This is a genomic window from Thermomonas carbonis (assembly GCF_014396975.1).
Classification (GTDB): Bacteria; Pseudomonadota; Gammaproteobacteria; order Xanthomonadales; family Xanthomonadaceae; genus Thermomonas; species Thermomonas carbonis.
Genome location: NZ_CP060719.1, coordinates 2540058 through 2562241 on the forward strand (window position 1 = coordinate 2540058; position 22184 = coordinate 2562241).

Annotated in this window: 28 protein-coding genes; 3 read left to right on the plus strand and 25 right to left on the minus strand. The window is 55.7% G+C overall.

All coding sequences use genetic code 11. The features are described from left to right. Positions 1 to 233: 233 nt before the first annotated feature. From H9L16_RS16565 to H9L16_RS11860, 8 genes are all read right to left on the minus strand, one after another. Positions 234 to 464, minus strand: a complete 231-nt coding sequence (locus tag H9L16_RS16565) for a zinc ribbon domain-containing protein (RefSeq protein ID WP_223158141.1) — start codon at positions 462 to 464, stop codon at positions 234 to 236. A gap of 121 nt (positions 465 to 585) precedes the next feature. After that, the gene (locus tag H9L16_RS16570; protein ID WP_187551882.1) at positions 586 to 882 is read right to left on the minus strand and encodes a type II toxin-antitoxin system RelE/ParE family toxin; all 297 of its coding nucleotides are present in this window, start codon (positions 880 to 882) and stop codon (positions 586 to 588) included. Beyond that, entirely contained in the window at positions 882 to 1106 is a 225-nt protein-coding gene (locus H9L16_RS11835) for an addiction module protein (RefSeq protein WP_187551883.1), read from the minus strand. The genes H9L16_RS16570 and H9L16_RS11835 overlap by 1 nt, the downstream gene beginning before the upstream one ends. 130 nt (positions 1107 to 1236) lie before the next feature. Then, positions 1237 to 1605 carry a YfeK family protein gene (locus H9L16_RS11840; protein WP_187551884.1) on the minus strand — a complete coding sequence of 123 codons (369 nt, stop codon included), beginning with the start codon at positions 1603 to 1605 and terminating at the stop codon, positions 1237 to 1239. Between the two features lie 1362 nt (positions 1606 to 2967). Further along, the gene (locus H9L16_RS11845; RefSeq protein WP_223158142.1) at positions 2968 to 3336 is read right to left on the minus strand and encodes a hypothetical protein; all 369 of its coding nucleotides are present in this window, start codon (positions 3334 to 3336) and stop codon (positions 2968 to 2970) included. A 118-nt stretch (positions 3337 to 3454) separates the two neighbouring features. Then, positions 3455 to 3778, minus strand: coding sequence for a type II toxin-antitoxin system RelE/ParE family toxin (locus H9L16_RS11850; protein ID WP_187551885.1), 324 nt, complete (start codon positions 3776 to 3778; stop codon positions 3455 to 3457). Beyond that, on the minus strand, positions 3775 to 4017 hold the full coding sequence (locus tag H9L16_RS11855; RefSeq protein WP_187551886.1) for a type II toxin-antitoxin system ParD family antitoxin: 243 nt from the start codon (positions 4015 to 4017) through the stop codon (positions 3775 to 3777). Before H9L16_RS11855 ends, H9L16_RS11850 begins: the two co-directional genes overlap by 4 nt. Before the next feature lie 154 nt (positions 4018 to 4171). Then, positions 4172 to 4534, minus strand: a complete 363-nt coding sequence (locus tag H9L16_RS11860; protein ID WP_187551887.1) for a DUF7079 family protein — start codon at positions 4532 to 4534, stop codon at positions 4172 to 4174. A gap of 380 nt (positions 4535 to 4914) precedes the next feature. Between H9L16_RS11860 and H9L16_RS11865 the strand changes: the two genes are divergently transcribed. Further along, the gene (locus tag H9L16_RS11865; protein ID WP_187551888.1) at positions 4915 to 5280 is read left to right on the plus strand and encodes a hypothetical protein; all 366 of its coding nucleotides are present in this window, start codon (positions 4915 to 4917) and stop codon (positions 5278 to 5280) included. A gap of 123 nt (positions 5281 to 5403) precedes the next feature. Here H9L16_RS11865 and H9L16_RS11870 read toward each other — a convergent pair whose 3' ends face one another. The 17 genes from H9L16_RS11870 to H9L16_RS11945 form a co-directional block, all read right to left on the minus strand. After that, entirely contained in the window at positions 5404 to 5658 is a 255-nt protein-coding gene (locus H9L16_RS11870; protein WP_187551889.1) for a hypothetical protein, read from the minus strand. Positions 5659 to 5775: 117 nt separating this feature from the next. Further along, positions 5776 to 6003 carry a hypothetical protein gene (locus H9L16_RS11875; protein ID WP_187551890.1) on the minus strand — a complete coding sequence of 76 codons (228 nt, stop codon included), beginning with the start codon at positions 6001 to 6003 and terminating at the stop codon, positions 5776 to 5778. Positions 6004 to 6445: 442 nt separating this feature from the next. After that, positions 6446 to 6886 carry a DUF4265 domain-containing protein gene (locus H9L16_RS11880; RefSeq protein WP_187551891.1) on the minus strand — a complete coding sequence of 147 codons (441 nt, stop codon included), beginning with the start codon at positions 6884 to 6886 and terminating at the stop codon, positions 6446 to 6448. 63 nt (positions 6887 to 6949) lie between these two features. Continuing rightward, positions 6950 to 7492: a hypothetical protein gene (locus H9L16_RS11885; protein WP_187551892.1), complete on the minus strand. Its 543-nt coding sequence runs from the start codon at positions 7490 to 7492 to the stop codon at positions 6950 to 6952. 1660 nt (positions 7493 to 9152) lie between these two features. After that, entirely contained in the window at positions 9153 to 9386 is a 234-nt protein-coding gene (locus H9L16_RS11890; RefSeq protein WP_187551893.1) for a hypothetical protein, read from the minus strand. A gap of 412 nt (positions 9387 to 9798) precedes the next feature. Further along, positions 9799 to 10152 (minus strand): hypothetical protein, encoded by a 354-nt coding sequence (locus tag H9L16_RS11895; protein WP_187551894.1) that lies wholly within the window; start codon positions 10150 to 10152, stop codon positions 9799 to 9801. A gap of 684 nt (positions 10153 to 10836) precedes the next feature. Beyond that, complete coding sequence (locus tag H9L16_RS11900) at positions 10837 to 11193, minus strand: PDZ domain-containing protein (protein ID WP_187551895.1); 357 nt, start codon at positions 11191 to 11193, stop codon at positions 10837 to 10839. A gap of 105 nt (positions 11194 to 11298) precedes the next feature. Continuing rightward, positions 11299 to 11625, minus strand: coding sequence for a hypothetical protein (locus H9L16_RS11905; protein WP_187551896.1), 327 nt, complete (start codon positions 11623 to 11625; stop codon positions 11299 to 11301). Positions 11626 to 12084: 459 nt separating this feature from the next. After that, positions 12085 to 12384 carry a hypothetical protein gene (locus tag H9L16_RS11910; protein WP_187551897.1) on the minus strand — a complete coding sequence of 100 codons (300 nt, stop codon included), beginning with the start codon at positions 12382 to 12384 and terminating at the stop codon, positions 12085 to 12087. 874 nt (positions 12385 to 13258) lie between these two features. Then, a complete protein-coding gene (locus tag H9L16_RS16575) occupies positions 13259 to 13657 on the minus strand; it encodes a DUF7668 domain-containing protein (protein ID WP_425507200.1) in 399 nt (132 codons plus the stop codon). A 930-nt stretch (positions 13658 to 14587) separates the two neighbouring features. Next, on the minus strand, positions 14588 to 14854 hold the full coding sequence (locus H9L16_RS11915) for a hypothetical protein (protein WP_187551898.1): 267 nt from the start codon (positions 14852 to 14854) through the stop codon (positions 14588 to 14590). 105 nt (positions 14855 to 14959) lie between these two features. After that, on the minus strand, positions 14960 to 15340 hold the full coding sequence (locus H9L16_RS11920; protein WP_187551899.1) for a VOC family protein: 381 nt from the start codon (positions 15338 to 15340) through the stop codon (positions 14960 to 14962). A 688-nt stretch (positions 15341 to 16028) separates the two neighbouring features. Further along, complete coding sequence (locus H9L16_RS11925) at positions 16029 to 16349, minus strand: hypothetical protein (RefSeq protein WP_187551900.1); 321 nt, start codon at positions 16347 to 16349, stop codon at positions 16029 to 16031. 435 nt (positions 16350 to 16784) lie between these two features. Then, on the minus strand, positions 16785 to 17018 hold the full coding sequence (locus H9L16_RS11930) for a hypothetical protein (RefSeq protein WP_187551901.1): 234 nt from the start codon (positions 17016 to 17018) through the stop codon (positions 16785 to 16787). Between the two features lie 383 nt (positions 17019 to 17401). Then, a complete protein-coding gene (locus H9L16_RS11935; RefSeq protein ID WP_187551902.1) occupies positions 17402 to 17650 on the minus strand; it encodes a hypothetical protein in 249 nt (82 codons plus the stop codon). Between the two features lie 1827 nt (positions 17651 to 19477). Then, positions 19478 to 19915, minus strand: coding sequence for an NMCC_0638 family (lipo)protein (locus tag H9L16_RS11940; RefSeq protein ID WP_187551903.1), 438 nt, complete (start codon positions 19913 to 19915; stop codon positions 19478 to 19480). A 529-nt stretch (positions 19916 to 20444) separates the two neighbouring features. Further along, positions 20445 to 20891: a hypothetical protein gene (locus tag H9L16_RS11945; RefSeq protein ID WP_187551904.1), complete on the minus strand. Its 447-nt coding sequence runs from the start codon at positions 20889 to 20891 to the stop codon at positions 20445 to 20447. Between the two features lie 415 nt (positions 20892 to 21306). Between H9L16_RS11945 and H9L16_RS11950 the strand changes: the two genes are divergently transcribed. Continuing rightward, complete coding sequence (locus H9L16_RS11950) at positions 21307 to 21648, plus strand: type II toxin-antitoxin system RelE/ParE family toxin (protein WP_187551863.1); 342 nt, start codon at positions 21307 to 21309, stop codon at positions 21646 to 21648. Further along, on the plus strand, positions 21645 to 21935 hold the full coding sequence (locus H9L16_RS11955) for an XRE family transcriptional regulator (RefSeq protein WP_187551864.1): 291 nt from the start codon (positions 21645 to 21647) through the stop codon (positions 21933 to 21935). Before H9L16_RS11950 ends, H9L16_RS11955 begins: the two co-directional genes overlap by 4 nt. The last annotated feature ends 249 nt before the right edge of the window (positions 21936 to 22184 follow it).

Below are 22184 nucleotides of genomic sequence, written 5' to 3' on the forward strand. Positions count from 1 at the left end.
GTAGGCGGTGCGGATCTGCTTTTGCCAACGAACAACTGCACTCAGCCAACACCAGACCGCTGAACCAGAACACGATCACTGTTGCCCGAAAAAAATCGAAATGCTCTTTGCGTTTGACCGCGCATAACGCCTGAGTTAAGCCGGACCGCTGCGCGGAACGGCGGAGTGGTACACGTCACCATGCAGCCGAGCCGCGAAGCGGTCTCGGCTTGAACGAATTGTTAGATCTCACCCTAGTCACCTAGGAAATCAATGATGCGGGTGCCGGTGCCAAGCTTCTTGTTGTAGAACTCCGTGTACCCACATTTGCCACACGAAACGAATGTAAAGCGCTCAGTGGCAAAGTCAAAGAACGATGAGATTAGTCCACCAGATGCGCGGAACTCGCCTGTCTTACGCTCAGTTGATCCGCATTTCTTGCAGGGCTTGATGCGTGGTGTATATTCGGTCTGGATTTCAATCACGTTGCGAAAATTCCGAGTGAGATCTAACGCCTGAGTTAAGCCGGACCGCTGCGCGGAACGGCGGAGTGGTACACGTCACCATGCAGCCGAGCCGCGAAGCGGTCTCGGCTTGAACGAATTGTTAGCGCCCAGTACGTTGAGTCAACTGAGTTGGGTTGCGGCGGTGATGGAATACCGCAATTACCAAAAGCTGGTCCCCACGAACGCGGAAAACGAGCGAAAAGGGAAACTTCCTAAGCAGGAGGCGGCGGCAACTGCCAGCCACGTAAGCGAATGCTTCTGGATTGCGGGCTGCAGATGAAACAGCTGCATCAACGACACGGGCAAACTCCAGACCGAGGCCAACCGCACGGGACTCGTACCAAGTCTGGGCTTCAAGGACTTCCGCCCGAGCCTCCGGCCGAAATAGGATACGCATCAGTGACTGCGCTGGAACAACTCAGTTCTGACCTGATCCCAAGACACCGCGGTGGAAGGGTCTTGGTCATGTGCGTCGAGACGCGCTTGAAGTTCCTGAAGCTGAAGGGGAGTAAGCGCCGCAGATTCTGGGCTTTCAGTAGCGATACTGTCCCAAATATCTTCGGCAAGCTGGATCCGCTCAGCGACGGACAGGCTCAGGAAGTCGGGTCTTGTCTGGCTCATAGGTCGAGTATAGAACGAGCTTAGGTTGGGCGCTAACGCCTGAGTTAAGCCGGACCGCTGCGCGGAACGGCGGAGTGGTACACGTCACCATGCAGCCGAGCCGCGAAGCGGTCTCGGCTTGAACGAATTGTTAGCGCCGACCGCTGCCACGCAGCGCCTTGAGTTTACTGGTGAACCACGACCGGCTGGATTGCGCAGGCGCTTTGCCGCAACGAACTTGGTAAGGCTTGCCCGACATGCTGCTTTTGGTGGCGGCAAGCTCGATAAACGCTTCGGTGGATGTGACCAAGCCTTTCTTAAGCAGGTAGTCGTACTTGCGTTGCAAGTGCTCGCTGGCCTTCTGGGCGTTGTACCAGGAACCGTTGCGAGAGAACTCACAGTTGGACTGCTTTAGGGCTGCGAACAGCTGGCCGACCTCCTGAGTGGTTGCAGGCGAGGGCGACTGAGCGGATGCAACGCTTGAAATCAGTAGCAGGAGTGTGAGGAATGCGATCTTCATGCAATTTAGGCGCTAACGCCTGAGTTAAGCCGCGCCGATTTGCGGCGTTGTGCAAGTGAAGATTAGCAAGACTTGCACGACGCCGCGAAGCGGTGTCGGCTTGGACGAATTGTTAGCGCGGTGCGTAGTCACAGAGGCTCAGATTGCCAACCTGATTGCATCCCGTCCGTCGAAGCTGGCGTTCGGTCAGGGCCAGCCACCGCTTTTCCCGAGAACCAATGCCTGGAGAAGATCGACAGGTGTTGATCGCGAGCAATCTCGGAGAGGCTGGGACCAACACAAAATTTTTAAAAAGCAAGTTCCGTGAACTCGTTCTACCCCGCGCTAACGCCTGAGTTAAGCCGCACCGATTTGCGGCGTTGTGCGAGTGAAGATTAGCAAGACTTGCACGACGCCGCGAAGCGGTGTCGGCTTGGACGAATTGTTAGGCCGCACCAGCCTGGTTTTGCAGGCTTTTCCCGCAAACAGGCTCTTGCGAAGAACTCACGAGCGAGACCTGCGACGAGTCTGCGCCAGGTGCGCGTTGGCCGAAGGCTTACGCGGCCCGCGACCAAAGGCCAACACACCTGAACTTTTGCGTCTTGGCCCAGCGGAAGAGCTGGACCCCCGCCAAACCGCAATCTTTCATGGCTGCGGCCTAACGCTTGAGTTAAGCCGGGCAGCGTAGCGGCCGAGGCAATGGCCTAATCATAGCTGCCATGGTCCGAGGCCGCGAAGCGGACTCGGCTTGAACGAATTGTTAGACCGGTGCCAGCCGGGGCTCTTACCTAGTCACTCCTTGTTTGATCTGAGTTCTGAGCCGAAAACCGCTGTTTGCGAACAAGCCGAACCCAGAAACGGAGTGCCGGCGCTCTAGCCGGCACGGAGTTTGTGGCGAGGATCAAAACCTGGGCGAGGCGAGGGAGGAGCCAACAGCAACTTGGTCTCACGCTTGTTGACCGGCATCTGCTTCTGGACCGGTCTAACGCCTGAGCTAAGCCGGGCCGCTGCGCGGCATTGGCGATGGTCAAATCATAGCCGGCCAGCGCCGAGGCCGCGAAGCGGGCTCGGCTTGAGCGAATTGTTAGGCCGCTGACGCCGCGCTCTTTGCATGGCAAATTTGAACTTGGGCCTCGCCTTGAACACGCGAACCTGCCACCAGGCGGAGGCATAACGGGTTTGAGTTATGCCGGAGGCTGGGCGAGAGTGGATCAGAGAAGCTCTTGGGCTTATGCCAACTGCTTTTTGCCAAGATCTTGCCGTCTGCGGCCTAACGCCTGAGTTAAGCCGGACCGCTGCGCGGAACGGCGGAGTGGTACACGTCACCATGCAGCCGAGCCGCGAAGCGGTCTCGGCTTGAACGAATTGTTAGACCTCAGGCGTTCAAAGGTAAGTGACACGATCATTTGCATCAATGCAGATGTGTTTCAGTCGCTGCAGCTCAGAGATGATTGCGTTCCTGTCTGCTTCTGAGACGCTGCCTTGGAACTGGAACATCGCTGCAATGGCGTTCACGAGGCTCGCTCTTCGGCCAGGTCGCAGTTTGACTAGGCGATCCGCAACGTACTTGATCATTTCAGGGTCGGTTGGGCGAGCCGAGGGAGCATCACTGCGACTCGCAGGATGACTTTCCTCCTCTTCTTTTCGCCCGAGCTGGAGCAATAGCTGTGCGAGTCTGAACTTGTCTCTGTAGCCGAGATCTTCAATGAGCAACGTCAGATGTTGGTAACGCATCTCCGAATCTTTGGTCATGAGGTCTAACGCCTGAGTTAAGCCGGACCGCTGCGCGGAACGGCGGAGTGGTACACGTCACCATGCAGCCGAGCCGCGAAGCGGTCTCGGCTTGAACGAATTGTTAGGCCGCCAGCAATTACTCGTGATCATGCATCCAAGCTGGTATGTCGCGCTGCGATTGCAAAAGACGCCAGACATCTATGTGCTGCGTTTGCTCGACATAAAAAATCAAGTACGGAAAGCCCTTGACTGACCAATGCCTCAGGCCAGGAAGGTTCAGCTCGTGAGCGTACCGAGGTGATCCAGCCGCTGGGTGGCGGCTAATGTGCGCTATTGCAGTTTCCAGTGCATCCGCAAATGAAAGCGCTATCTCAGATCCAGCTTCCGTAAGGTAGTGGTCAAACGCCTCTTGAATATCGGCGTCTGCCTGCTTGCGCGGGATTACAGGCTTTGATTTCACCGCTTCTTTGGCCTACTTGCGCGCAGGCGCAAACTATCAAAGTAGTTAGAGGAGAACGGCGTCGCTCCAAGCTCCGACTCAGCACCGGCAAGCAGTAGGTTGCGAAGTCGCAGCCTATCTTGATCCTTGCGGATCAGTTCTCGGACATATTCGCTGCTAGTGCCATAGCCACCTTGCGACACTTGCTTGTCGACGAAGGACTTCAACGTTTCTGGCAAAGAGATATTCATTGTGCTCATGTGGCTGAGCCTACCGCTGTTGGCAAAAATTGGCAAGAAGCTTGATTCGGCGGCCTAACGCCTGAGTTAAGCCGGGCCGCTTTGCGGCCTTGGGCAGGTGAAAATGTATAGCACTTGCACGAGGCCGCGAAGCGGGCTCGGCTTGAACGAATTGTTAGGGCGCGGTCTCAACGCCTTTCCGTGCTGAAATGATGTGGGGCTTCAACTCCCGCCATGGGGTACGCCGTTCCTCTGGCCAAGGCAAGCGGATCAGCGGCCTGCGCTTGCGGGCGAGTATTGAAGTCACGAGCCAATCCTCATTAAAGCCGTCCCAGACACCAGCCGCTGCCCAGAGGTTCGAATGAACGATGGGATGAACTTCATCAAAGAGGATTCGCCTCAGTTCAGAGATATCAAAGGGCGAGGCCGCACAGATTGAGGCGACTCTTTCCCAGTCGGGCTCTGTATCAAGATAGAGCTCACTGAGCGCGATCCAGAGTGGTCGGCGAATCTCGAGCTCTTTTGCTGCAAACTTCATTCAGCGCCCTAACGCCTGAGTTAAGCCGGGCCGCTTTGCGGCTTTTGGCGAGTGAAGATCATAGCGACTTACACGAGCCGCGAAGCGGTCTCGGCTTGAACGAATTGTTAGACCGCTGACGCCGTGCTCTGTGCATGCCCAACTTGAACACTGAGCTCGCCTTGAACACGCGAACATGTCACCAGGCGGAGGCATAACGGGTTTGAGTTATGCCGGAGGCTGGGCGAGGGTGGATCAGAGAAGCCCTTTGGGCTTACGCCAACTGCTTTTTGCAGAGGTCTTGCCGTCTGCGGTCTAACGCCTGAGTTAAGCCGGACCGCTGCGCGGAACGGCGGAGTGGTACACGTCACCATGCAGCCGAGCCGCGAAGCGGTCTCGGCTTGAACGAATTGTTAGGTGGCGTGCCGTACGTAATACGCCGCTGTGCCAAGTGCTGCAACCAGTCCGATGAGGACAAGAAAGCCGAACCGGAGGTGGAACGGAATTGGCACCTTGTCCAAGCTGCGTTCCATGGTCGCCGTGTCCAGCCGCCAGCCGTGGTTGCACTCCTGGCAAGCGAGTTGATAGCGCTTGCCGTATACAAATCCGAAGAGCAGGTCGAACCGGCCGAATTTGTAGGTGAGCTGGGGTTCGAAGTCCCGAACGGCATCACAGCCTGGGCAGTGGTGTTGCTCCAGGGGCCAACAGCGACGATTCTTTCCCCTTGGCCGATCATGAACATCATGCGGTCACCTGCAGCCACCTAACGCCTGAGTTAAGCCGGGCCGCTTTGCGGCCTTGGGCAGGTGAAAATGTATAGCACTTGCACGAGGCCGCGAAGCGGGCTCGGCTTGAACGAATTGTTAGGTGCCAGCTTGTTGTGCCAGGCCTCATTTCTGAGGACGGTACGGCTCTGCCCGGAACAAGAGCACGCCGGCTATGGCGGCTAGAAGCGGAAGCACTACAGCGCAGACGCGGTAGACAAGGTCGTCTGTACTCGTACCGTCAGCCTCAATAGTGGCGCCAGGGAGAAGCAGAGGCACGTTCGCGCAGGCGATGAGCAGGCCGATCACCACCCAAGTGATCGCAACGACGCGGCGAACGAAGAAGTTGAAAAATCGCCAGTAGATGTCGCTGAACGTCATGGCACCTAACGCCTGAGTTAAGCCGGGCCGCTTTGCGGCTTTTGGCGAGTGAAGATCATAGCGACTTACACGAGCCGCGAAGCGGTCTCGGCTTGAACGAATTGTTAGACCGCTGACCTAGACCCACGGGAAAAAAGCGACAAAGCCTGCACGTGTTGAAGCTGGTGCGACGGTTCCGATGACAAGCATAGCAATGGCAAGAAGACCGAAGCCGTAAGTTCTGAGGTCAAGCCCCCAAGTGGCGTAAGACAGATAGCTGCAGGCAGCCATTGCGAGGAAGATGCCAAGACAGATCAGCCTGGCAAAGGCGTCTGTTGCTTCTCCCGCTTTCTCTTGGTTTGCCATCTGCGGTCTAACGCCTGAGTTAAGCCGGACCGATTTGCGGCCTTGGGCACGGTGAAAATTACCAGAACTCGCACGAGGCCGCGAAGCGGGCTCGGCTTGAACGATGAGTTATGTGCCTGCCTCAGTAGGTGAACCCGGCGGGCTGAAGCGATCTTAAGCCCGCGAAGATCGGGATGCGAGGGTCACGACACGCAGGCTAGGGTAGTAGATGGCCACGTAAGCCAACTCTTTCAGCCGCAACGCACGATCAATCGGGACTTTCAGATCGCATGGCTGATGGATTCAAGCCAAAGAAACGTGGACAAGCATGACCACGCATAACGCCTGAGTTAAGCCGGGCCGATTTGCGGCCTTGGGCAAGTGAAACTTGCAAGAACTTGCACGAGGCCGCGAAGCGGGCTCGGCTTGAACGAATTGTTAGGCGCATGCTCTGGGCGAAAATTCAGGCGCGCCGCCAAACGGGAAACGCTAGATCGAGTCCGACCTTCTCAGCCGTGTCAATTAGATCGTTCAATATGGAATCAGTGACATAAGGCGGGACATCAATAGCGTAAAGCGCGAATCTCTCTAGAGCTTCCGTGGAGCATCCGACTTCTCTGAACTTGGACAAGATTGGATCAATTTCGGCTTCAGTATTGTTGAGCATCCAAATTAGTGAGTGCGCAGATGGCTCGGTCACGACAAACTCAAATATATGCTCATTGACCGAGTCAGGTTGCGCTTCAAAGACGTCATTGACGGCTAGGCCCTTGATGAAGAATGGCGCATTTCTCAGCCGAAATGCATTACCAATCTGGTCGCACCACACTGCCTCACTCGATATCGGTGGCCAATCGCCGTCAGTGTCGATTGCGAACTGAAGCTTGCGAGAAACTGCGGTCATGCGCCTAACGCCTGAGTTAAGCCGGACCGCTGCGCGGCACGGCGTGATGGTACGCGTCACCATTTAAGCCGAGCCGCGAAGCGGTCTCGGCTTGAACGAATTGTTAGGCGCGCGCCACTGAAGCTTGATTGATTCCGTATGCGCTCCATCTGATTCCAGTCGATCGATTAAGCCAATGCATATATCTTGCAGAATCAAAAGCAATGGCACAGCAGTTTCTCTACGGTGCCTGAGGAAATTCAGTGCCTCATAGAACTTCGATTCCGTGTCAAGGCGCGAGAACGGCTGCTCTACGTAATGGTGCATCACCTCGTTACGATATTTGACGATTTGCGTCCAATCTCGGTCTAGCAGTTCTGGATGGCTTGAGTCGACGTGCTCTTTCAGCTTTTGAATCAAAGGGCCGAGTGTGTTCTTTGAGTCTAGGTAGAGCCTCCAGTTGGAAGGGTCTTCACCAGCAAGGCTGGCGTCTTTCCCGGGCGGAATTAGATGAGGCAGCATCATCTTAAGTCTTGCCTCAATTCCTTGGAAAACATAAACACACCTTCCAAGCTCCGCGAAAAGTAGCTCGTGTTGCTTTGAAGTTGGGATCCAAACTTTGCTCATCGATAAGCGCCTAACGCCTGAGTTAAGCCGCACCGATTTGCGGCGTTGTGCAAGTGAAGATTAGCAAGACTTGCACGACGCCGCGAAGCGGTGTCGGCTTGGACGAATTGTTAGGCCGCACCAGCCAAGTTTTGCAGGCTTTACCCGCAAACAGGCTCTACCCAAGAAGTCACCTGGGCGACTTGCGATGACCCCGTGTCAGGTGCGCGTTGGCCGAAGGCTTACGCGGCCCGCGTACAAAGCGGGGTCGGCTGCGGGGTAGGGCTCTAGTTTTGGCGGAATTGTTCGATTCTCGCAAAACCACGATCTTTCATGGCTGCGGCCTAACGCCTGAGTTAAGACGGACCGCTTTGCGGCCTTGTGTAGGTGAAAATTAGCAGAACCTGCACGAGGCCGCGAAGCGGTCTCGGCTTGAACGAATTGTTAGACCGGTGCCAGCCGTGGCTTTTGACCAAGAACCATGAACTGAGCCAAGTCTAGAACCGACGATCGCTCTTTGCGAGATGCCGAACCCGGAAACGGAGTGCCGGCGCTCTAGCCGGCACGGAGTTTGTGGCGAAGATCAAAAGCCTGGAGGAGACGAGGGAAGAACGAACGCCAACTTGGCCTGACGCTTGTTGACCGGCACTTGTTCCTGGACCGGTCTAACGCCTGAGTTAAGCCGGGCCGCTTTGCGGCCTTGGGCAGGTGAAAATGTATAGCACTTGCACGAGGCCGCGAAGCGGGCTCGGCTTGAACGAATTGTTAGGCCGCACCTTAGCGGGAACCACAGTACGTCTTAATTACTGTGCGGTCCGCCACAGCGCGTGAGGGAGCATCATTCAACGCGATGCCTACGGGTCCGCCAGGCTGATGCGGCCACTCGCTAAGCTTACCGCGCCCATAAAGGAGCATCAGCCCGTTAGGAGGATGGCCCGTGAGATATGAATCACGAGGCTCACCCATGATCTCGATCACTTGGGGAACGCGCATGCCGGGCTGGACCTTTGCACAGTTCTCGTGCGACCGATCGCACGCAGCGAGAGCCAAGGCGATGGATAGCGAGGTTAGTAGACGAGCCATGTGTCTTGAGTGCGGCCTAACGCCTGAGTTAAGCCGGGCCGCTTTGCGGCCTTGGGCAGGTGAAGATGTATAGCACTTGCACGAGGCCGCGAAGCGGGCTCGGCTTGAACGAATTGTTAGGCACCAGCTCCGCCGAAAACCACGCCGTCTCCTTGGCCAAAACCCAGCACCATTGCCCATGTAAGTAGCACGAGCAGGCTCACAGTGACCGTGGCGGGAAACGCTGCTGCAATGATGCATCCGATGTTGCGAACGTTGCGGGAATCTGGGTCTCGGACAAGGACTTGAATAGCCTGCGGCAAATGGCTAACCGAGAAGGCACCGCAAACGGCTATCCCCAGAATAGCTAATAGCGTAGTCGACGATCTTGGAGCCCAAAAGACCACTGCGAGCGCAAACAAGACACTTGCTATCCCCGCAGGGAAAACCAGGCTCCTAGTAAGCGCACGATCAAAGTTCATCTGGTGCCTAACGCCGGAGTTAAGCCGGACCGCTGCGCGGAACGGCGGAGTGGTACACGTCACCATGCAGCCGAGCCGCGAAGCGGTCTCGGCTTGAACGAATTGTTAGGGCAGCGTGCCGCGTGTCCCTAACAAATTCACCAGGGATCGCTAGCTTTGGCCGAGCAATGTAGCTGACACCCTTGGATCAACGATAAACCAAACGACCAGGCCGAGCGCAAGAACAACAAACAGCAAGCCAACGGGCCTAGCAGCGGGCCGTTTGATGAGCTGGAAAGCGTCAGCGCCAAGCCACGGCCGGCAACTGCGCGCAGGCCAGTAACGAGCAGCATGACGACGATGAAAAGATAGAGGATGAAATGGATCGTCATTTCCTGCTGCCCTAACGCCTGAGTTAAGCCGCACCGATTTGCGGCGTTGTGCAAGTGAAGATTAGCAAGACTTGCACGACGCCGCGAAGCGGTGTCGGCTTGGACGAATTGTTAGCCCGCTGAAGCCGGCTGTTTTTGCAGATTGGAAGCTTAAGTGGGTTCATTTGAAGCCAAGAAATCTTCCACCGCGCGGAGTTGTAGCGGGTTTGAGGTGCGACGGAGCGCGGGCGAGAGGCGATCAGGGAAGCTCTTCGGGCTTTGCCGAAAATGCTCTAACCGATGATCTATTTCTTCTGCGGGCTAACGCCTGAGTTAAGCCGGACCGCTGCGCGGAACGGCGGAGTGGTACACGTCACCATGCAGCCGAGCCGCGAAGCGGTCTCGGCTTGAACGAATTGTTAGGCACCACGCGCTATCCCTTGATCTCATACGAGTAGAGGCCAGTGACGATAAGTCTAAATGCTGGGTCGCCACCCGATTCCGCGACGAATGTCGGAGACCGCGCTATGAAGAGCCCCTTCTCATTTACGAAGAAAGTAGACGTGATGATGTAAAGGCCGTCATCCGTTGCATAGACCTTCTCTGGATCAAAAGTCCTGACTTCTGATGGCCACTTGTCAGGCGGCAATTCGCTTCCGGCCGGGGTGGCCTGCATGAGCTGCGGAGCGACTTTGAGCAGAGCAGCCAGTTCGTTTGCTCGATTACCGCGCAAGCAGCCTGTAAGCATCAGTAGGACTAGCATCACGGTAGCGAGAATCTTCAACATTGGTGCCTAACGCCTGAGTTAAGCCGGACCGCTGCGCGGAACGGCGGAGTGGTACACGTCACCATGCAGCCGAGCCGCGAAGCGGTCTCGGCTTGAACGAATTGTTAGATTGCGTCCGCGAGCTAGTTTCTTGGGATGCACACGAAGCTCGTTCTCTCGGAGACGTGGGAGAGGTGTTCACGCAGAATCTTATGCTGCGGCTCATCTGAGTTCTCAACAAGCAATCCAACGAAAGCTGTGCCAAGCAGGATTCCAGACACGCGGCCATCGAACTCTACAAGTACTTGGGCTTGCGTTTGAGGCGGAAGTCTATCTTTGAATGAGAGGCTTTCGAAGTTGATGGAATACCTTCCCATCTTTGCCGGAACTCCATGAGATCTAGAGTCGAGACCCGCCGCATGAATTCTCTCCACCCATGCTTCTAGTTCAGCAACGTAGGTGGGGTTCTCCGAAATTGATTTGTATGGCGCGCATTCGTCCTCTTTGCGAGCGCATGCGACCAGAAGCAGGAGGGCGAGTGCAGCTATTAACCGTTGCATCTAGCGACTGCCTTTTGGTGGTACATCGTATTGCTCCGAAGCAATCTAACGCCTGAGTTAAGCCGGGCCGCTTTGCGGCCTTGGGCAAGTGAAAATCAATGGTACTTGCACGAGGCCGCGAAGCGGGCTCGGCTTGAACGAATTGTTAGGTCTCCCCAGCGACCATGCTGATGGCAACCTTCTTGCCAGAGCGCAACACTGTCATCTTGACGGTGTCTCCGGCTTGGACGGCACCCATGTCTTTGTCCAGCTTGCGTGCGGAAGCACCGGCCACAATCGAGCCGTTCAAAAGTTCGATTACGTCGCCTGGTAGGAGCCCCGCGCGCTTTGCAGGGGAGTTTTCTCTGACCTCGGTCACGACGACACGATCAAGCTTTGCGTCGAAGGCGCTGCGCTTGAGCGTGTAATGAACCGTGAACCCGAGATGGCCTTTACCGGCTGCGGCAGACATCGAGGTAGCGAGAAATGCCAGAAAGAGCAGGCTCTTGAGAAGATCTTTCATGGGAGACCTAACGCCTGAGTTAAGCCGGACCGCTGCGCGGAACGGCGGAGTGGTACACGTCACCATGCAGCCGAGCCGCGAAGCGGTCTCGGCTTGAACGAATTGTTAGGTTGCAGCTTCCTTGAGCTTGGAAACCAGGTCCGTGGCAGATTGCCTTGTAAGAGGCCTGGTAATCAATGGGTTGGCTAGCTCGAAAACGACAGATGCCATCAGGCTTTCTTGGTCTAGCCCAATATCCTCACGGCATTCGATCGCATTGGCCCAGTCTTCTACGTCCGTGACCGATAGCTCACCTGCGAGGAAGCGGATGAGAACAGCGAAGGCGTGTACTGGTTCCAGCGTGATCAAGTCTTCATCTGAGTCCCAGCCAAAGGCTGCCAAATCCCTAGCTACTTCAGCAACTGGGCGCCTGAAGTGAAGGAGTTCTGCCAAGTGGGAAGCGCGAGTGTCTGTCACTGCAACCTAACGCCTGAGTTAAGCCGGACCGATTTGCGGCCTTGGGCAAGTGAAGATCATAGCGACTTGCACGAGGCCGCGAAGCGGTCTCGGCTTGGACGAAATGTTAGCGCGGTGCGTAGTCACAGAGGCTCAGGTCGCTGACCTGATTGCATCCCGGCCGTCGATGCTGGCGTTCGGTCAGGGCCAGCCGCCGCTTTTGCCGAGAACAGAAGCCTGGAGAAGTAGGGCGCTTATCACTTGCAAGCAAGTTCGACAGAGCTGCAACTACTACAGACCATTTTCCGAACAAGTCCCGTGAACTCGTTCTACCCGCGCTAACGCCTGAGTTAAGACGGACCGCTTTGCGGAACGGCGGCGTGCTACACGCTAGCACGCAAGCCGAGCCGCGAAGCGGTCTCGGCTTGAACGAATTGTTAGGCGCGAACGATTTCTCTAAACAATCTGCCAAACAACGTAGAGCAGGCCGAGCAGGAGGGACCACCCGATTATCTTTCTGACTACTTCGCTAAATTTGAGGAAAAGGGCGCCTCCAATAAGCGCGCTGAATACTATGGCTGCCCACCGTGCCAATCTCAGTAATTTTGGCAGCTCAAGTTCTGCTGTGAGATACCACGCGAGACACCCTACAAGTCCAGCGCCAAGGAAGAACAACCCAAGGGTTTCTTCAAATGATTTCTCGCTTTGATATTCTTCCTCGGTTAGATATCGGTCGCCTTTTTTGTGCAACGCCATGACGTTCTCCAATAGCGCCTAACGCCTGAGTTAAGACGGACCGCTGCGCGGAACGGCGGCGTGCTACACGCTAGCACGCAAGCCGAGCCGCGAAGCGGTCTCGGCTTGAACGAATTGTTAGACGCGCCCGCTAGGTGTATCTGACTGAAATTCTTTGACGCCGGCAGCTGCCAACTGCGACCTTGCTTCCGGATCCTTGGCAACAAGACGATATAACGTGTGGAAAACGTAGATTCGGCAGAGACCTGGCCAAGCGACGAGCAAATAGACAGCGCCCGCAATCAGCCAATTGACGTCGCTTATCAGCCGCCAACCACTGAAGTGCCCGATTGCGATGTAGGCAAGGACAGCCAAGAGTACCCAGCGGAACCAACGATGGAAGCGTGTACCCCAAAGTACGTTCTTGAAATGAGTAATTTCTGACTCAGTGAGCTTCATCTTTCACCTGCGGAGATGCTTCTAGCGCGTCTAACGCCTGAGTTAAGACGGACCGCTTTGCGGCCTTGTGTGGGTGAAAATCTAGCAGAACTCACACGAGGCCGCGAAGCGGTCTCGGCTTGAACGAATTGTTAGCGCGCTGAAGCCGGCTGTTGTCGCAGGTTGCTATGGAAGCCTGGCGTGGCGTGGAGCAAGGAAATGCTGCACCGGGCGGAGGCATATTGGGTTTGAAATATGCCGGAGACAGGGCGAGAGTCTGTCAGGGAAGCTCTTGATGGCTTTGCCGACAACCGCTCTTTGCAAAGATCTAGTTCTTCTGCGCGCTAACGCCTGAGTTAAGCCGGACCGCTGCGCGGAACGGCGGAGTGGTACACGTCACCATGCAGCCGAGCCGCGAAGCGGTCTCGGCTTGAACGAATTGTTAGGTGCCGCCCGATTACGGCACATAGACTAGATCAACTTCAACGCTGAACCCGGAATCCAGTTCCCTGACTCGCGTGTGCAGTACAAGATCACTCCGACCTTCTTGCTCTGTCCAAAGGTCTACCAGCGCTGCCCAGTGGTCGCCGTACCAGATGCAAACGGACGAATTCCAGGTTTCTTCGGGCAGTGCAACCAGGGTTGCCCCGTAGCCCTCAACGTAATCTCGTATTTGAGAGGCTCTGTCCGCCGACAGGGGCGGGACACCTTTGACCCCGGCACTCAGTCCATAGTCTCCAACTGCGAAAGCGTTCACGATCTCGCGGAGCTGCTGTCGCCATGCGTTTGGGATGGGACGTTCCGATTCCTCGTCCTTCACCGCGAGCACTTCGTTGCTTTGGCTCTGTTCTTTCACTTTGCGAAGCGCTCCATTGCGGCACCTAACGCCTGAGTTAAGCCGGGCAGCGCAGCGGCCGCGGCGGTGGCGTAATCATAGCTGCCGCCGTCCGAGGCCGCGAAGCGGACTCGGCTTGAACGAATTGTTAGGCCGCTGAAGCCGAGGCTCTTGGCTGAACAGCCAGGACGCAAGATGGGCTTGAAGCGTGAACCCGCAACCGGGCGGAGGCATAACGGGTTTGAGTTATGCCGGAGCGCCGGGCAATGCTCTTTCGTTGGCAGCCAGATCATTGCCGACGAAAGAACTCGGAAAGCTCTCTACTCTGAAGTCTGACTTCTGCGGCCTAACGCCTGAGTTAAGCCGGACCGCTGCGCGGAACGGCGGAGTGGTACACGTCACCATGCAGCCGAGCCGCGAAGCGGTCTCGGCTTGAACGAATTGTTAGGTTGCGGTCACGTGCGTGGCTCGCTGTGTGGCGAGTGCTTGACCCAACATAGCTCCTATCAGGGTGGTGACACCGGAGCCCAGGAACGCGACCCAGTTGTGGCGAGCGATCATAGGGAGCGGGTTTGGATCAACTGGTGCTGCAATAGCGTAGAGGAAGTAGACCGTTACAGCCCAGAGGGCAAGCCAAACCCCGATTGCTGGAAGGATGATTCCTTTACGAGCGACGAATCCGCCGACGAAGGCGGACAAGAGCGCTACCACTACAGAGCGGAGAGCTATTTGCTCCATAGACTCGGCCAAAAGCGAGCTCGCAAGATTGTTCAAGAGGATCTGCGTAATGATCAGGGCGGCTACCCCAAGCAAGAGCCTTTTTGATGACATTCGAAAGTTCTCCTTGAGCAACCTAACGCCTGAGTTAAGCCGGACCGCTGCGCGGAACGGCGGAGTGGTACACGTCACCATGCAGCCGAGCCGCGAAGCGGTCTCGGCTTGAACGAATTGTTAGGCACCACCGCTTTGCGGCGACAGAGCAAGAACGACCGACAAGAGAACTACTGCGACAAAACCTGCGCGATAGGGTGAGCGATCTGCAGCCGATAGATCCGAAGCAAACCCCTTGATGCCCCAGCTGACATAGGTCGCAGCGAGAAAGACACCAAACCCCCAGCGAGCTGACAGGTTAGTGAGGAGGCTCGCAATCAATAAAACTGAAGATGCCAGCATCATGCTGCGGAAGATCTTTTCTTCGGCTTGCCTGGAAATCTTCATGTGGTGCCTAACGCCTGAGTTAAGCCGGACCGCTGCGCGGAACGGCGGAGTGGTACACGTCACCATGCAGCCGAGCCGCGAAGCGGTCTCGGCTTGAACGAATTGTTAGGCCGCAACCCGCCATGGTGGATTCTTGCGGTTGTCGCCGGCCCAGAACAGACAGATTACGTTGCCAGATGGATCACCAAGGCGAGCCTCCCGCCAGAGCCAACGCTCATCCGTAGGGAGTTTGGTGAACTCAATCCCTGCGGCAAGAAGGTAGTCAACCCGAGCATCCAGGTCAGAACACTCAAAGTACACAACGACTCCCGTGCTGGGGGACGGAGTATCTACCGAATGCAGCGAGAACGTGGACTCACCCTCCGGGCATTCGAAGCGAGCGTAGCGCGGGGGAGAATGAACAATCAGCGTAAAGCCCATGGCCTGATAGAACGCGACTGTGCGATCGAAGTCGGTAACCGGCAGGGTGATTTGGTTGAGATTCACGAGTGTCTCTGTTTGCGGCCTAACGCGTGAGTTAAGCCGGACCGCTGCGCGGAACGGCGGAGTGGTACACGTCACCATGCAGCCGAGCCGCGAAGCGGTCTCGGCTTGAACGAATTGTTAGACATGCGCTCTAGATTGGGCATGTCAGCTCTTCAACATATGTGTCTATTACATCCCCGCCAGAATTGATCCAGACGTGGATTCCCTGACTGCAAGTGCCATGCATATTCAGCGTTGCCTCGTCTCCGTAGTAGAACGTGACTTGACGATATGGCACACCTAGTGACCTGACTAGCGTCTCTCCGTAGAGCATCAGTGAGGCACGAGGAGTAGCGAGTGTGGGGAACTTGGCTTTTAGCTGCCCCGTTAAGTCGCTGGTGGTCGCGCGGACAACCATTTGCACGTCTGGCGAGAGCGACGAGTAGTTGATCTCCTCAAACGCCGGTGCAACATTCACGGGTAGTGCGATGGGCTCCGGCACTGGTTTGGGACTATTTGAGGCACACGATGCGGAAGAGATTCCAATCGTAGCTACCAAAAGAGCCGAAATGGCTGTGCGCATGTCTAACGCCTGAGTTAAGCCGGACCGCTGCGCGGAACGGCGGAGTGGTACACGTCACCATGCAGCCGAGCCGCGAAGCGGTCTCGGCTTGAACGAATTGTTAGGCAGCGCCCGCTCCAGAAGTTGTCAATCCCGCTTGTCTTCATGCTGCTGCGCTCGCCGTTCCTGAATGAGCCTATCAAGAAATGGCTTCATAGCGATCCATGATTGAGTAGCTGCGCCGCGTTCACCGCCGCGTGGAACAAGTGGCGATTGAGGCGAGGACTCCTCATGTATGAACCAGTAGAGCAGTAGACCCACAAAAGGAATAACAAGTAGCGCAGCCCCGACGAACTTTTCAGCGACGCTATTTGATCCTCTTAGAAGTTTGACCAACAGAACGAGGCTCGCGATGCTCGTAAGCACGAAAACCGCGATCAGGACATTCTGTTCAAGTGGAGAGAGCATGAGAGTCTCGATCTGCGCTGCCTAACGCCTGAGTTAAGCCGCACCGATTTGCGGCGTTGTGCGAGTGAAGATTAGCAAGACTCGCACGACGCCGCGAAGCGGTGTCGGCTTGGACGAAATGTTAGCGCGGTGCGTAGTCACAGTGGTTCAGATCGCGTCCCTGATTGCATCCTGGCCGTCGAAGCTGGCGTTCGGTCAGGGCCAGCCGCCGCTTTTCCCGAGAACCAATGCCTGGAGAAGATCGACAGTTGCTGATCGCGAGCACTTTCGGGGAGGGCGGGAGCCAGCACAAATTTTCTAAGAGCAGGTTCCGTGAACTCGTTCTACCCCGCGCTAACGCCTGAGCTAAGCCGGGCCGCTTTGCGGCCTTGGCGATGGTCAAATCATAGCCGGCCAGCGCCGAGGCCGCGAAGCGGGCTCGGCTTGAGCGAATTGTTAGGCCGCTGTTGCCTGGTAGATGTAATAGCCGCCAATGCCAACTGCCAGCCAGAACAGTAGACCAACAATTGCGGATTCAGTTTCGCTGGGCGCAGGCTTTGGTTTGATCATGCGGATCAATGCATAGCCAGTGCTTTTGATCAGCAGCTCGAAGAAGACTTCAACCAGGATGCGACCCAGAACACGGAAGACTCCAACGATTGCGTCACCTGCGAGATCCCCGAGTGGCATGAGATTCCTGTAAGCGGCCTAACGCCTGAGTTAAGCCGGACCGCTGCGCGGAACGGCGGAGTGGTACACGTCACCATGCAGCCGAGCCGCGAAGCGGTCTCGGCTTGAACGAATTGTTAGGCCACAACTCGTTATTTTTGCTCGACCCGTTTCACTGTGAATGTGTAGTCAACATAACTTGGGTGCTGAGATCGAAGCTTGCCTTCAGCTATTTTGGCGGCCATAAAATCTGACTCCGATTCAACCGTTGTGTTTAATGTGGTTCCGCTATTAGTTTTCTTGCTTCGAATGTCGAAGGTAACTCGATATGTGCTCATGTATTTCATCCAGTCGGTAAAATATTGAAGCGGGGTCTGGTCTGCTACTTGATTCTCTATTACGAATCACTTCTTCCTTGACTGCCTTTCTGCAGTCTTTGCAATGGCTTCCGGTAGCTCTTCGAGTATCTTAAAGCCAAGCTTTCCGGAGAATATCACCGTGTTGAACAAGCCTTTCCCGATGAGTTTTGCGCTTTGTGCGGCCGTTTCTTTTACGCCAGTTGCTAGTGATACTTCATCGACTGCATCGCTTAGGTCGTAGTAGAGTTTGCTCTTGAATACGCTTTCATCTTCATTGGGATCGGAGTTGTTCATGTATTTCTCCATGTTTGAATTGGCTCGTACGAGGTGTAATGAATCGTCTTTTATCTAGCATCTCACGGGTAGAGATGTTTTGCTATTTCTTGAATTGACCTTTCGACCATCGGTAAGCAAGTGAAATAAGAACTAGAGCGCCGATTGCTCTTGGAGTTATCCTAAGAGACAAGTACATCCATATAGCGCTGAAGTAATAGAAAGACGATCCTGGATCTTCTCGTATTCTTGCGAATATCCCAATTGCTGTAATTACTAGAAAGCTGACTCCAAGAAGTAGTAGCCATACTACGGTTAGTATTCTTAGGGGGCGCGTTAAAATGGCTAGGCAGACTATGGTTGCCAGGATTCCTAATAAAATTGGCATGATGGTTTGATTGTGGCCTAACGCCTGAGTTAAGACGGACCGCTTCGCGGCTCGGCTTGCGTGCTACACGCTAGCACGCAAGCCGAGCCGCGAAGCGGTCTCGGCTTGAACGAATTGTTAGAGGGGTGACCAGTGCCGCTCAACTGGGAACTCCAACGGCTCATTCCATCTGGCGCGGTATGTAGGGTCTTTTGCGATCTTGCGAAGACGGTCCCTAAGCTTCGATACGTGCAGAGACTCAGCGGCTGAGAACCTAACTACGCCGGTCTCCGTTTTATCTTGATTCCAGAAGAGAATGCGTTGAGCGTGCTGACCGTCGACAGTCCCGTGCCATACGAGAAAGTGCCAAGCGGTGCCATCAGGTCCCTGGAGTGGGCCGTCCAGTCCCTGTCCGCGCCACCAAGTCATGACACCCCTCTAACGCCTGAGTTAAGCCGGGCCGCTTTGCGGCTTTTGGCGAGTGAAGATCATAGCGACTTACACGAGCCGCGAAGCGGTCTCGGCTTGAACGATTAGTTATGCGCCTGACTCAGTCGGTGAACCCGGCGGGCTGAAGCGATCTTAAGCCCGCGAAGATCGGAATGCGAAGGTCACTTCACGAAAGCTAGGTTGCTGGGTGGCAACGAAAGCCACCTCTGTCAGCCGCAACGATCGATCAAAGGGGAATTTCAGATCGCATTGCAGGTGAGTTCAACTCAAAGAATCCAGGTTACGCGTGACCACGCATAACGCCTGAGTTAAGCCGGGCCGCTTTGCGGCCTTGGGCAAGTGAAAATCAATGGTACTTGCACGAGGCCGCGAAGCGGGCTCGGCTTGAACGAATTGTTAGACCGGTGCCAGCCGTTGCTTTTGACCAACGAACCAGTCAGACCTGAGTCTAGTGCCGACAACCGCTCTTTGCGAGATGTCGAACACAGAAACGGAGTGCCGGCCGCTCTAGCCGGTACGGAGTTTGTGGCGAGGCTCAAAAGCCTCGGATAGGCGAGGGCCAACGGCTCCGAGACGGGCTTCACGCTTGCTGGCCGGCCTTTGTTTCTGGACCGGTCTAACGCCTGAGTTAAGCCGCACCGATTTGCGGCGTTGTGCAAGTGAAGATTAGCAAGACTTGCACGACGCCGCGAAGCGGTGTCGGCTTGGACGAATTGTTATGCGCCTGATGCAGTGGGTGAACCCGGCGGGCTGAAGTGATCTTAAGCCCGCGAAGATCGGGATGCGATTGCCACATCACGAAAGACAGGCCGGTAGGCGGTGCGTATCTGCCTTTTCCAACGAACAACTGCACACAGCCAACACCAAACCACTGAATTGCAACTTGGTCACTGTTGCCAAAAAAATCGGAAAGCTCTTTGCGTTTGACCGCGCATAACGCCTGAGTTAAGCCGGACCGCTGCGCGGAACGGCGGAGTGGTACACGCCACCATGCAGCCGAGCCGCGAAGCGGTCTCGGCTTGAACGAATTGTTAGCCTTCTTTCTTGACCATTGACATGGACGCCATAGCCTGTGCAGTAGCTTTGCTGCTGGTGGAAGTAGTCAATACGAACAACAGTTCAGAAGCGTCTGCTGGGCGAGACCAAGTGTATGCAATGGTCTTAGTTTCATCGGTGTTTGGACCGAGTCCAGTTGTACTAGCCAACTTGGCAATGAGCGGGCTCGGTGCGCTCTGAACAAGATCGTAGAAGCCAGACTGCGTGCGCTTCTGATCCGCTTGTTGTGCAAAGACCGAGCACACTGAGTCACTCCTGAGCGAGACAACATATCGAGTCCCGGAGGTCACGATGATCCAGGCGGTTCCCGAGCCACCGCCAAGGAAGAACTCAGCTTGATCGCCCGCCAGAGTCTCAAAGCCTTCCTTCTTCATGTTCTCTCGCAGCTTGTCCTGCGAGTAGAAATTCTGCATGCATGTTGAAGCGAAGATCGCGTTGAACGTGTCTGGCGTTGACGGCTCTGCTGAAAGCGCGGAGGAAGTTGCAAGCAAGCTTAGAAGTATCAAGTGGCGCATATGTGTCCAAAGAAGGCTAACGCCTGAGTTAAGCCGCACCGATTTGCGGCGTTGTGCAAGTGAAGATTAGCAAGACTTGCACGACGCCGCGAAGCGGTGTCGGCTTGGACGAATTGTTAGCGCGGTGCGTAGTCAGATTGGCTCAGGTCGCCAACTCCATTGCATCACGGCCGTCGAAACTGGCGTTCGGTCAGGGCCAGCCACCGCTTTTCCCGAGAACCAATGCCTGTAGAAGATCGTGACTTGGCGATTGCGAGCAATCTCGGAGAAGGCAGGAACCCGCACAAATTTTCTAAGAGCAAGTTCCGTGAACTCGTTCTACCCCGCGCTAACGCCTGAGTTAAGCCGGACCGCTGCGCGGCACGGCGTGATGGTACACGTCACCATTTAAGCCGAGCCGCGAAGCGGTCTCGGCTTGAACGAATTGTTAGGCCCCGGCGCGGTGAACTGACACTGCCAGAGCCAGCGATTCTGCAGAATAGTCCAAGTCGTGCGGCATTAGCTCAAAGTGGAAGTGATGCCCGTCTCTGGCGTCCTCTGGAAAGAAGAAGCAACTTGCAAGCTCCTCAAGTCGTTCAGGAGTGGCTGATATGCGAAGAGCGTTGCCTTGAACCGACACCGAAGTTTCAGAGCCTTGAGTCACTGTGATCTCCGCCAAAGCGCGATCATATGGCGCTGGATCATGTCTCAAAGCTGGAACGGTAAATGAAGTCGAAGCCAAAAGCTTCAGAGCTCTGATTGTGAGCCCAATTTCTCTAAGATCAGCGACGCTGCCGCTGATGTCGATTTCATTCTGCGAGGCGGAAATGGCGATTATGGTTGGAAAGGGGCCTAACGCCTGAGTTAAGCCGCACCGATTTGCGGCGTTGTGCAAGTGAAGATTAGCAAGACTCGCACGACGCCGCGAAGCGGTGTCGGCTTGGACGAAATGTTAGCGCGGTGCGTAGTCACAGAGGCTCAGATCGCGTCCCTGATTGCATCCTGGCCGTCGAAACTGGCGTTCGGTCAGGGCCAGCCGCCGCTTTTCCCGAGAACCAATGCCTGGAGAAGATCGACAGTTGCTGATCGCGAGCACTTTCGGGGAGGGCGGGAGCCAGCACAAATTTTCTAAGAGCAGGTTCCGTGAACTCGTTCTACCCCGCGCTAACGCCTGAGTTAAGCCGGACCGCTGCGCGGAACGGCGGAGTGGTACACGTCACCATGCAGCCGAGCCGCGAAGCGGTCTCGGCTTGAACGAATTGTTAGGCGGCGGCAATTGACGTTCGTACCTATTTAGGTACAATGCGCCCATGCCACCCATCTTGTCAGTTCGTTTCTACTGTACGACAACAGGCAATGAGCCTGTCCGCGATTGGCTGTTAGCGCAAGTCTCACCAGGCGCCAGAAAGGCGATTGGTGCAGACATCAAGACAGTTCAGTTTGGGTGGCCGATAGGAATGCCGGTTGTACGCAAGATGGAATCAGGCCTTTGGGAAGTTCGGAGCAATATTCCGGAGGGAATTGCCCGAGTGCTTTTCACGATAGTTGGCGCAGACATGGTGTTGCTGCATGGTTTTGTAAAGAAGACACAAGCCACACCAAAGGCGGATCTCGCTTTGGCACAAACCCGAATGAAAGAGGTGAGAGCGTGAGCAAGAGCAAGCACATTGGTAGTGACTTTGATGCTTTCCTGGCTGAGCAAGGCGAGCTTGAAGAGGCAACTGCGATTGCCGTTAAGCGTGTGATTGCCTGGCAGATTGAGCAGGCGATGCAAACGACTGGCGTGAATAAGAGCGCTTTGGCTAAACGCATGCACACAAGCAGAACGGTCGTAGATCGGATGCTAGATGCGACTGACACGGGGCTGACGCTCGAGACCATGACAAGGGCAGCAACTGCTCTTGGGTTCAGGGTGCGAGTGGATTTGGTAGCCGCCTAACGCCTGAGTTAAGCCGCACCGATTTGCGGCGTTGTGCGAGTGAAGATTAGCAAGACTTGCACGACGCCGCGAAGCGGTGTCGGCTTGGACGAATTGTTAGCCCGCTGAAGCCGGCTGTTCTTGCAGATTGGAAGCTTAAGTGGGTTCATTTGAAGCCAAGAAATCTTCCACCGCGCGGAGTTGTAGCGGGTTTGAGGTGCGACGGAGCGCGGGCGAGAGGCGATCAGGGAAGCTTTTCGGGCTTTGCCG

Coding starts and splice junctions, on each gene's coding strand:
- H9L16_RS11880 (WP_187551891.1), bottom strand. CDS start 6,886: ATGACCGCAGTTTCTCGCAAGCTTCAGTTCGCAATCGACACTGACGGC.
- H9L16_RS11915 (WP_187551898.1), bottom strand. CDS start 14,854: ATGAAGATTTCCAGGCAAGCCGAAGAAAAGATCTTCCGCAGCATGATG.
- H9L16_RS11835 (WP_187551883.1), bottom strand. CDS start 1,106: ATGAGCCAGACAAGACCCGACTTCCTGAGCCTGTCCGTCGCTGAGCGG.
- H9L16_RS11900 (WP_187551895.1), bottom strand. CDS start 11,193: ATGAAAGATCTTCTCAAGAGCCTGCTCTTTCTGGCATTTCTCGCTACC.
- H9L16_RS11950 (WP_187551863.1), top strand. CDS start 21,307: ATGCCACCCATCTTGTCAGTTCGTTTCTACTGTACGACAACAGGCAAT.
- H9L16_RS16570 (WP_187551882.1), bottom strand. CDS start 882: ATGCGTATCCTATTTCGGCCGGAGGCTCGGGCGGAAGTCCTTGAAGCC.
- H9L16_RS11940 (WP_187551903.1), bottom strand. CDS start 19,915: ATGCAGAATTTCTACTCGCAGGACAAGCTGCGAGAGAACATGAAGAAG.
- H9L16_RS11935 (WP_187551902.1), bottom strand. CDS start 17,650: ATGAACAACTCCGATCCCAATGAAGATGAAAGCGTATTCAAGAGCAAA.
- H9L16_RS11910 (WP_187551897.1), bottom strand. CDS start 12,384: ATGGCGTTGCACAAAAAAGGCGACCGATATCTAACCGAGGAAGAATAT.
- H9L16_RS11845 (WP_223158142.1), bottom strand. CDS start 3,336: ATGACCAAAGATTCGGAGATGCGTTACCAACATCTGACGTTGCTCATT.
- H9L16_RS11840 (WP_187551884.1), bottom strand. CDS start 1,605: ATGAAGATCGCATTCCTCACACTCCTGCTACTGATTTCAAGCGTTGCA.
- H9L16_RS11930 (WP_187551901.1), bottom strand. CDS start 17,018: ATGCCACTCGGGGATCTCGCAGGTGACGCAATCGTTGGAGTCTTCCGT.
- H9L16_RS11860 (WP_187551887.1), bottom strand. CDS start 4,534: ATGAAGTTTGCAGCAAAAGAGCTCGAGATTCGCCGACCACTCTGGATC.
- H9L16_RS11895 (WP_187551894.1), bottom strand. CDS start 10,152: ATGTTGAAGATTCTCGCTACCGTGATGCTAGTCCTACTGATGCTTACA.
- H9L16_RS11890 (WP_187551893.1), bottom strand. CDS start 9,386: ATGACGATCCATTTCATCCTCTATCTTTTCATCGTCGTCATGCTGCTC.
- H9L16_RS11925 (WP_187551900.1), bottom strand. CDS start 16,349: ATGCTCTCTCCACTTGAACAGAATGTCCTGATCGCGGTTTTCGTGCTT.
- H9L16_RS11885 (WP_187551892.1), bottom strand. CDS start 7,492: ATGAGCAAAGTTTGGATCCCAACTTCAAAGCAACACGAGCTACTTTTC.
- H9L16_RS11875 (WP_187551890.1), bottom strand. CDS start 6,003: ATGGCAAACCAAGAGAAAGCGGGAGAAGCAACAGACGCCTTTGCCAGG.
- H9L16_RS11870 (WP_187551889.1), bottom strand. CDS start 5,658: ATGACGTTCAGCGACATCTACTGGCGATTTTTCAACTTCTTCGTTCGC.
- H9L16_RS11855 (WP_187551886.1), bottom strand. CDS start 4,017: ATGAGCACAATGAATATCTCTTTGCCAGAAACGTTGAAGTCCTTCGTC.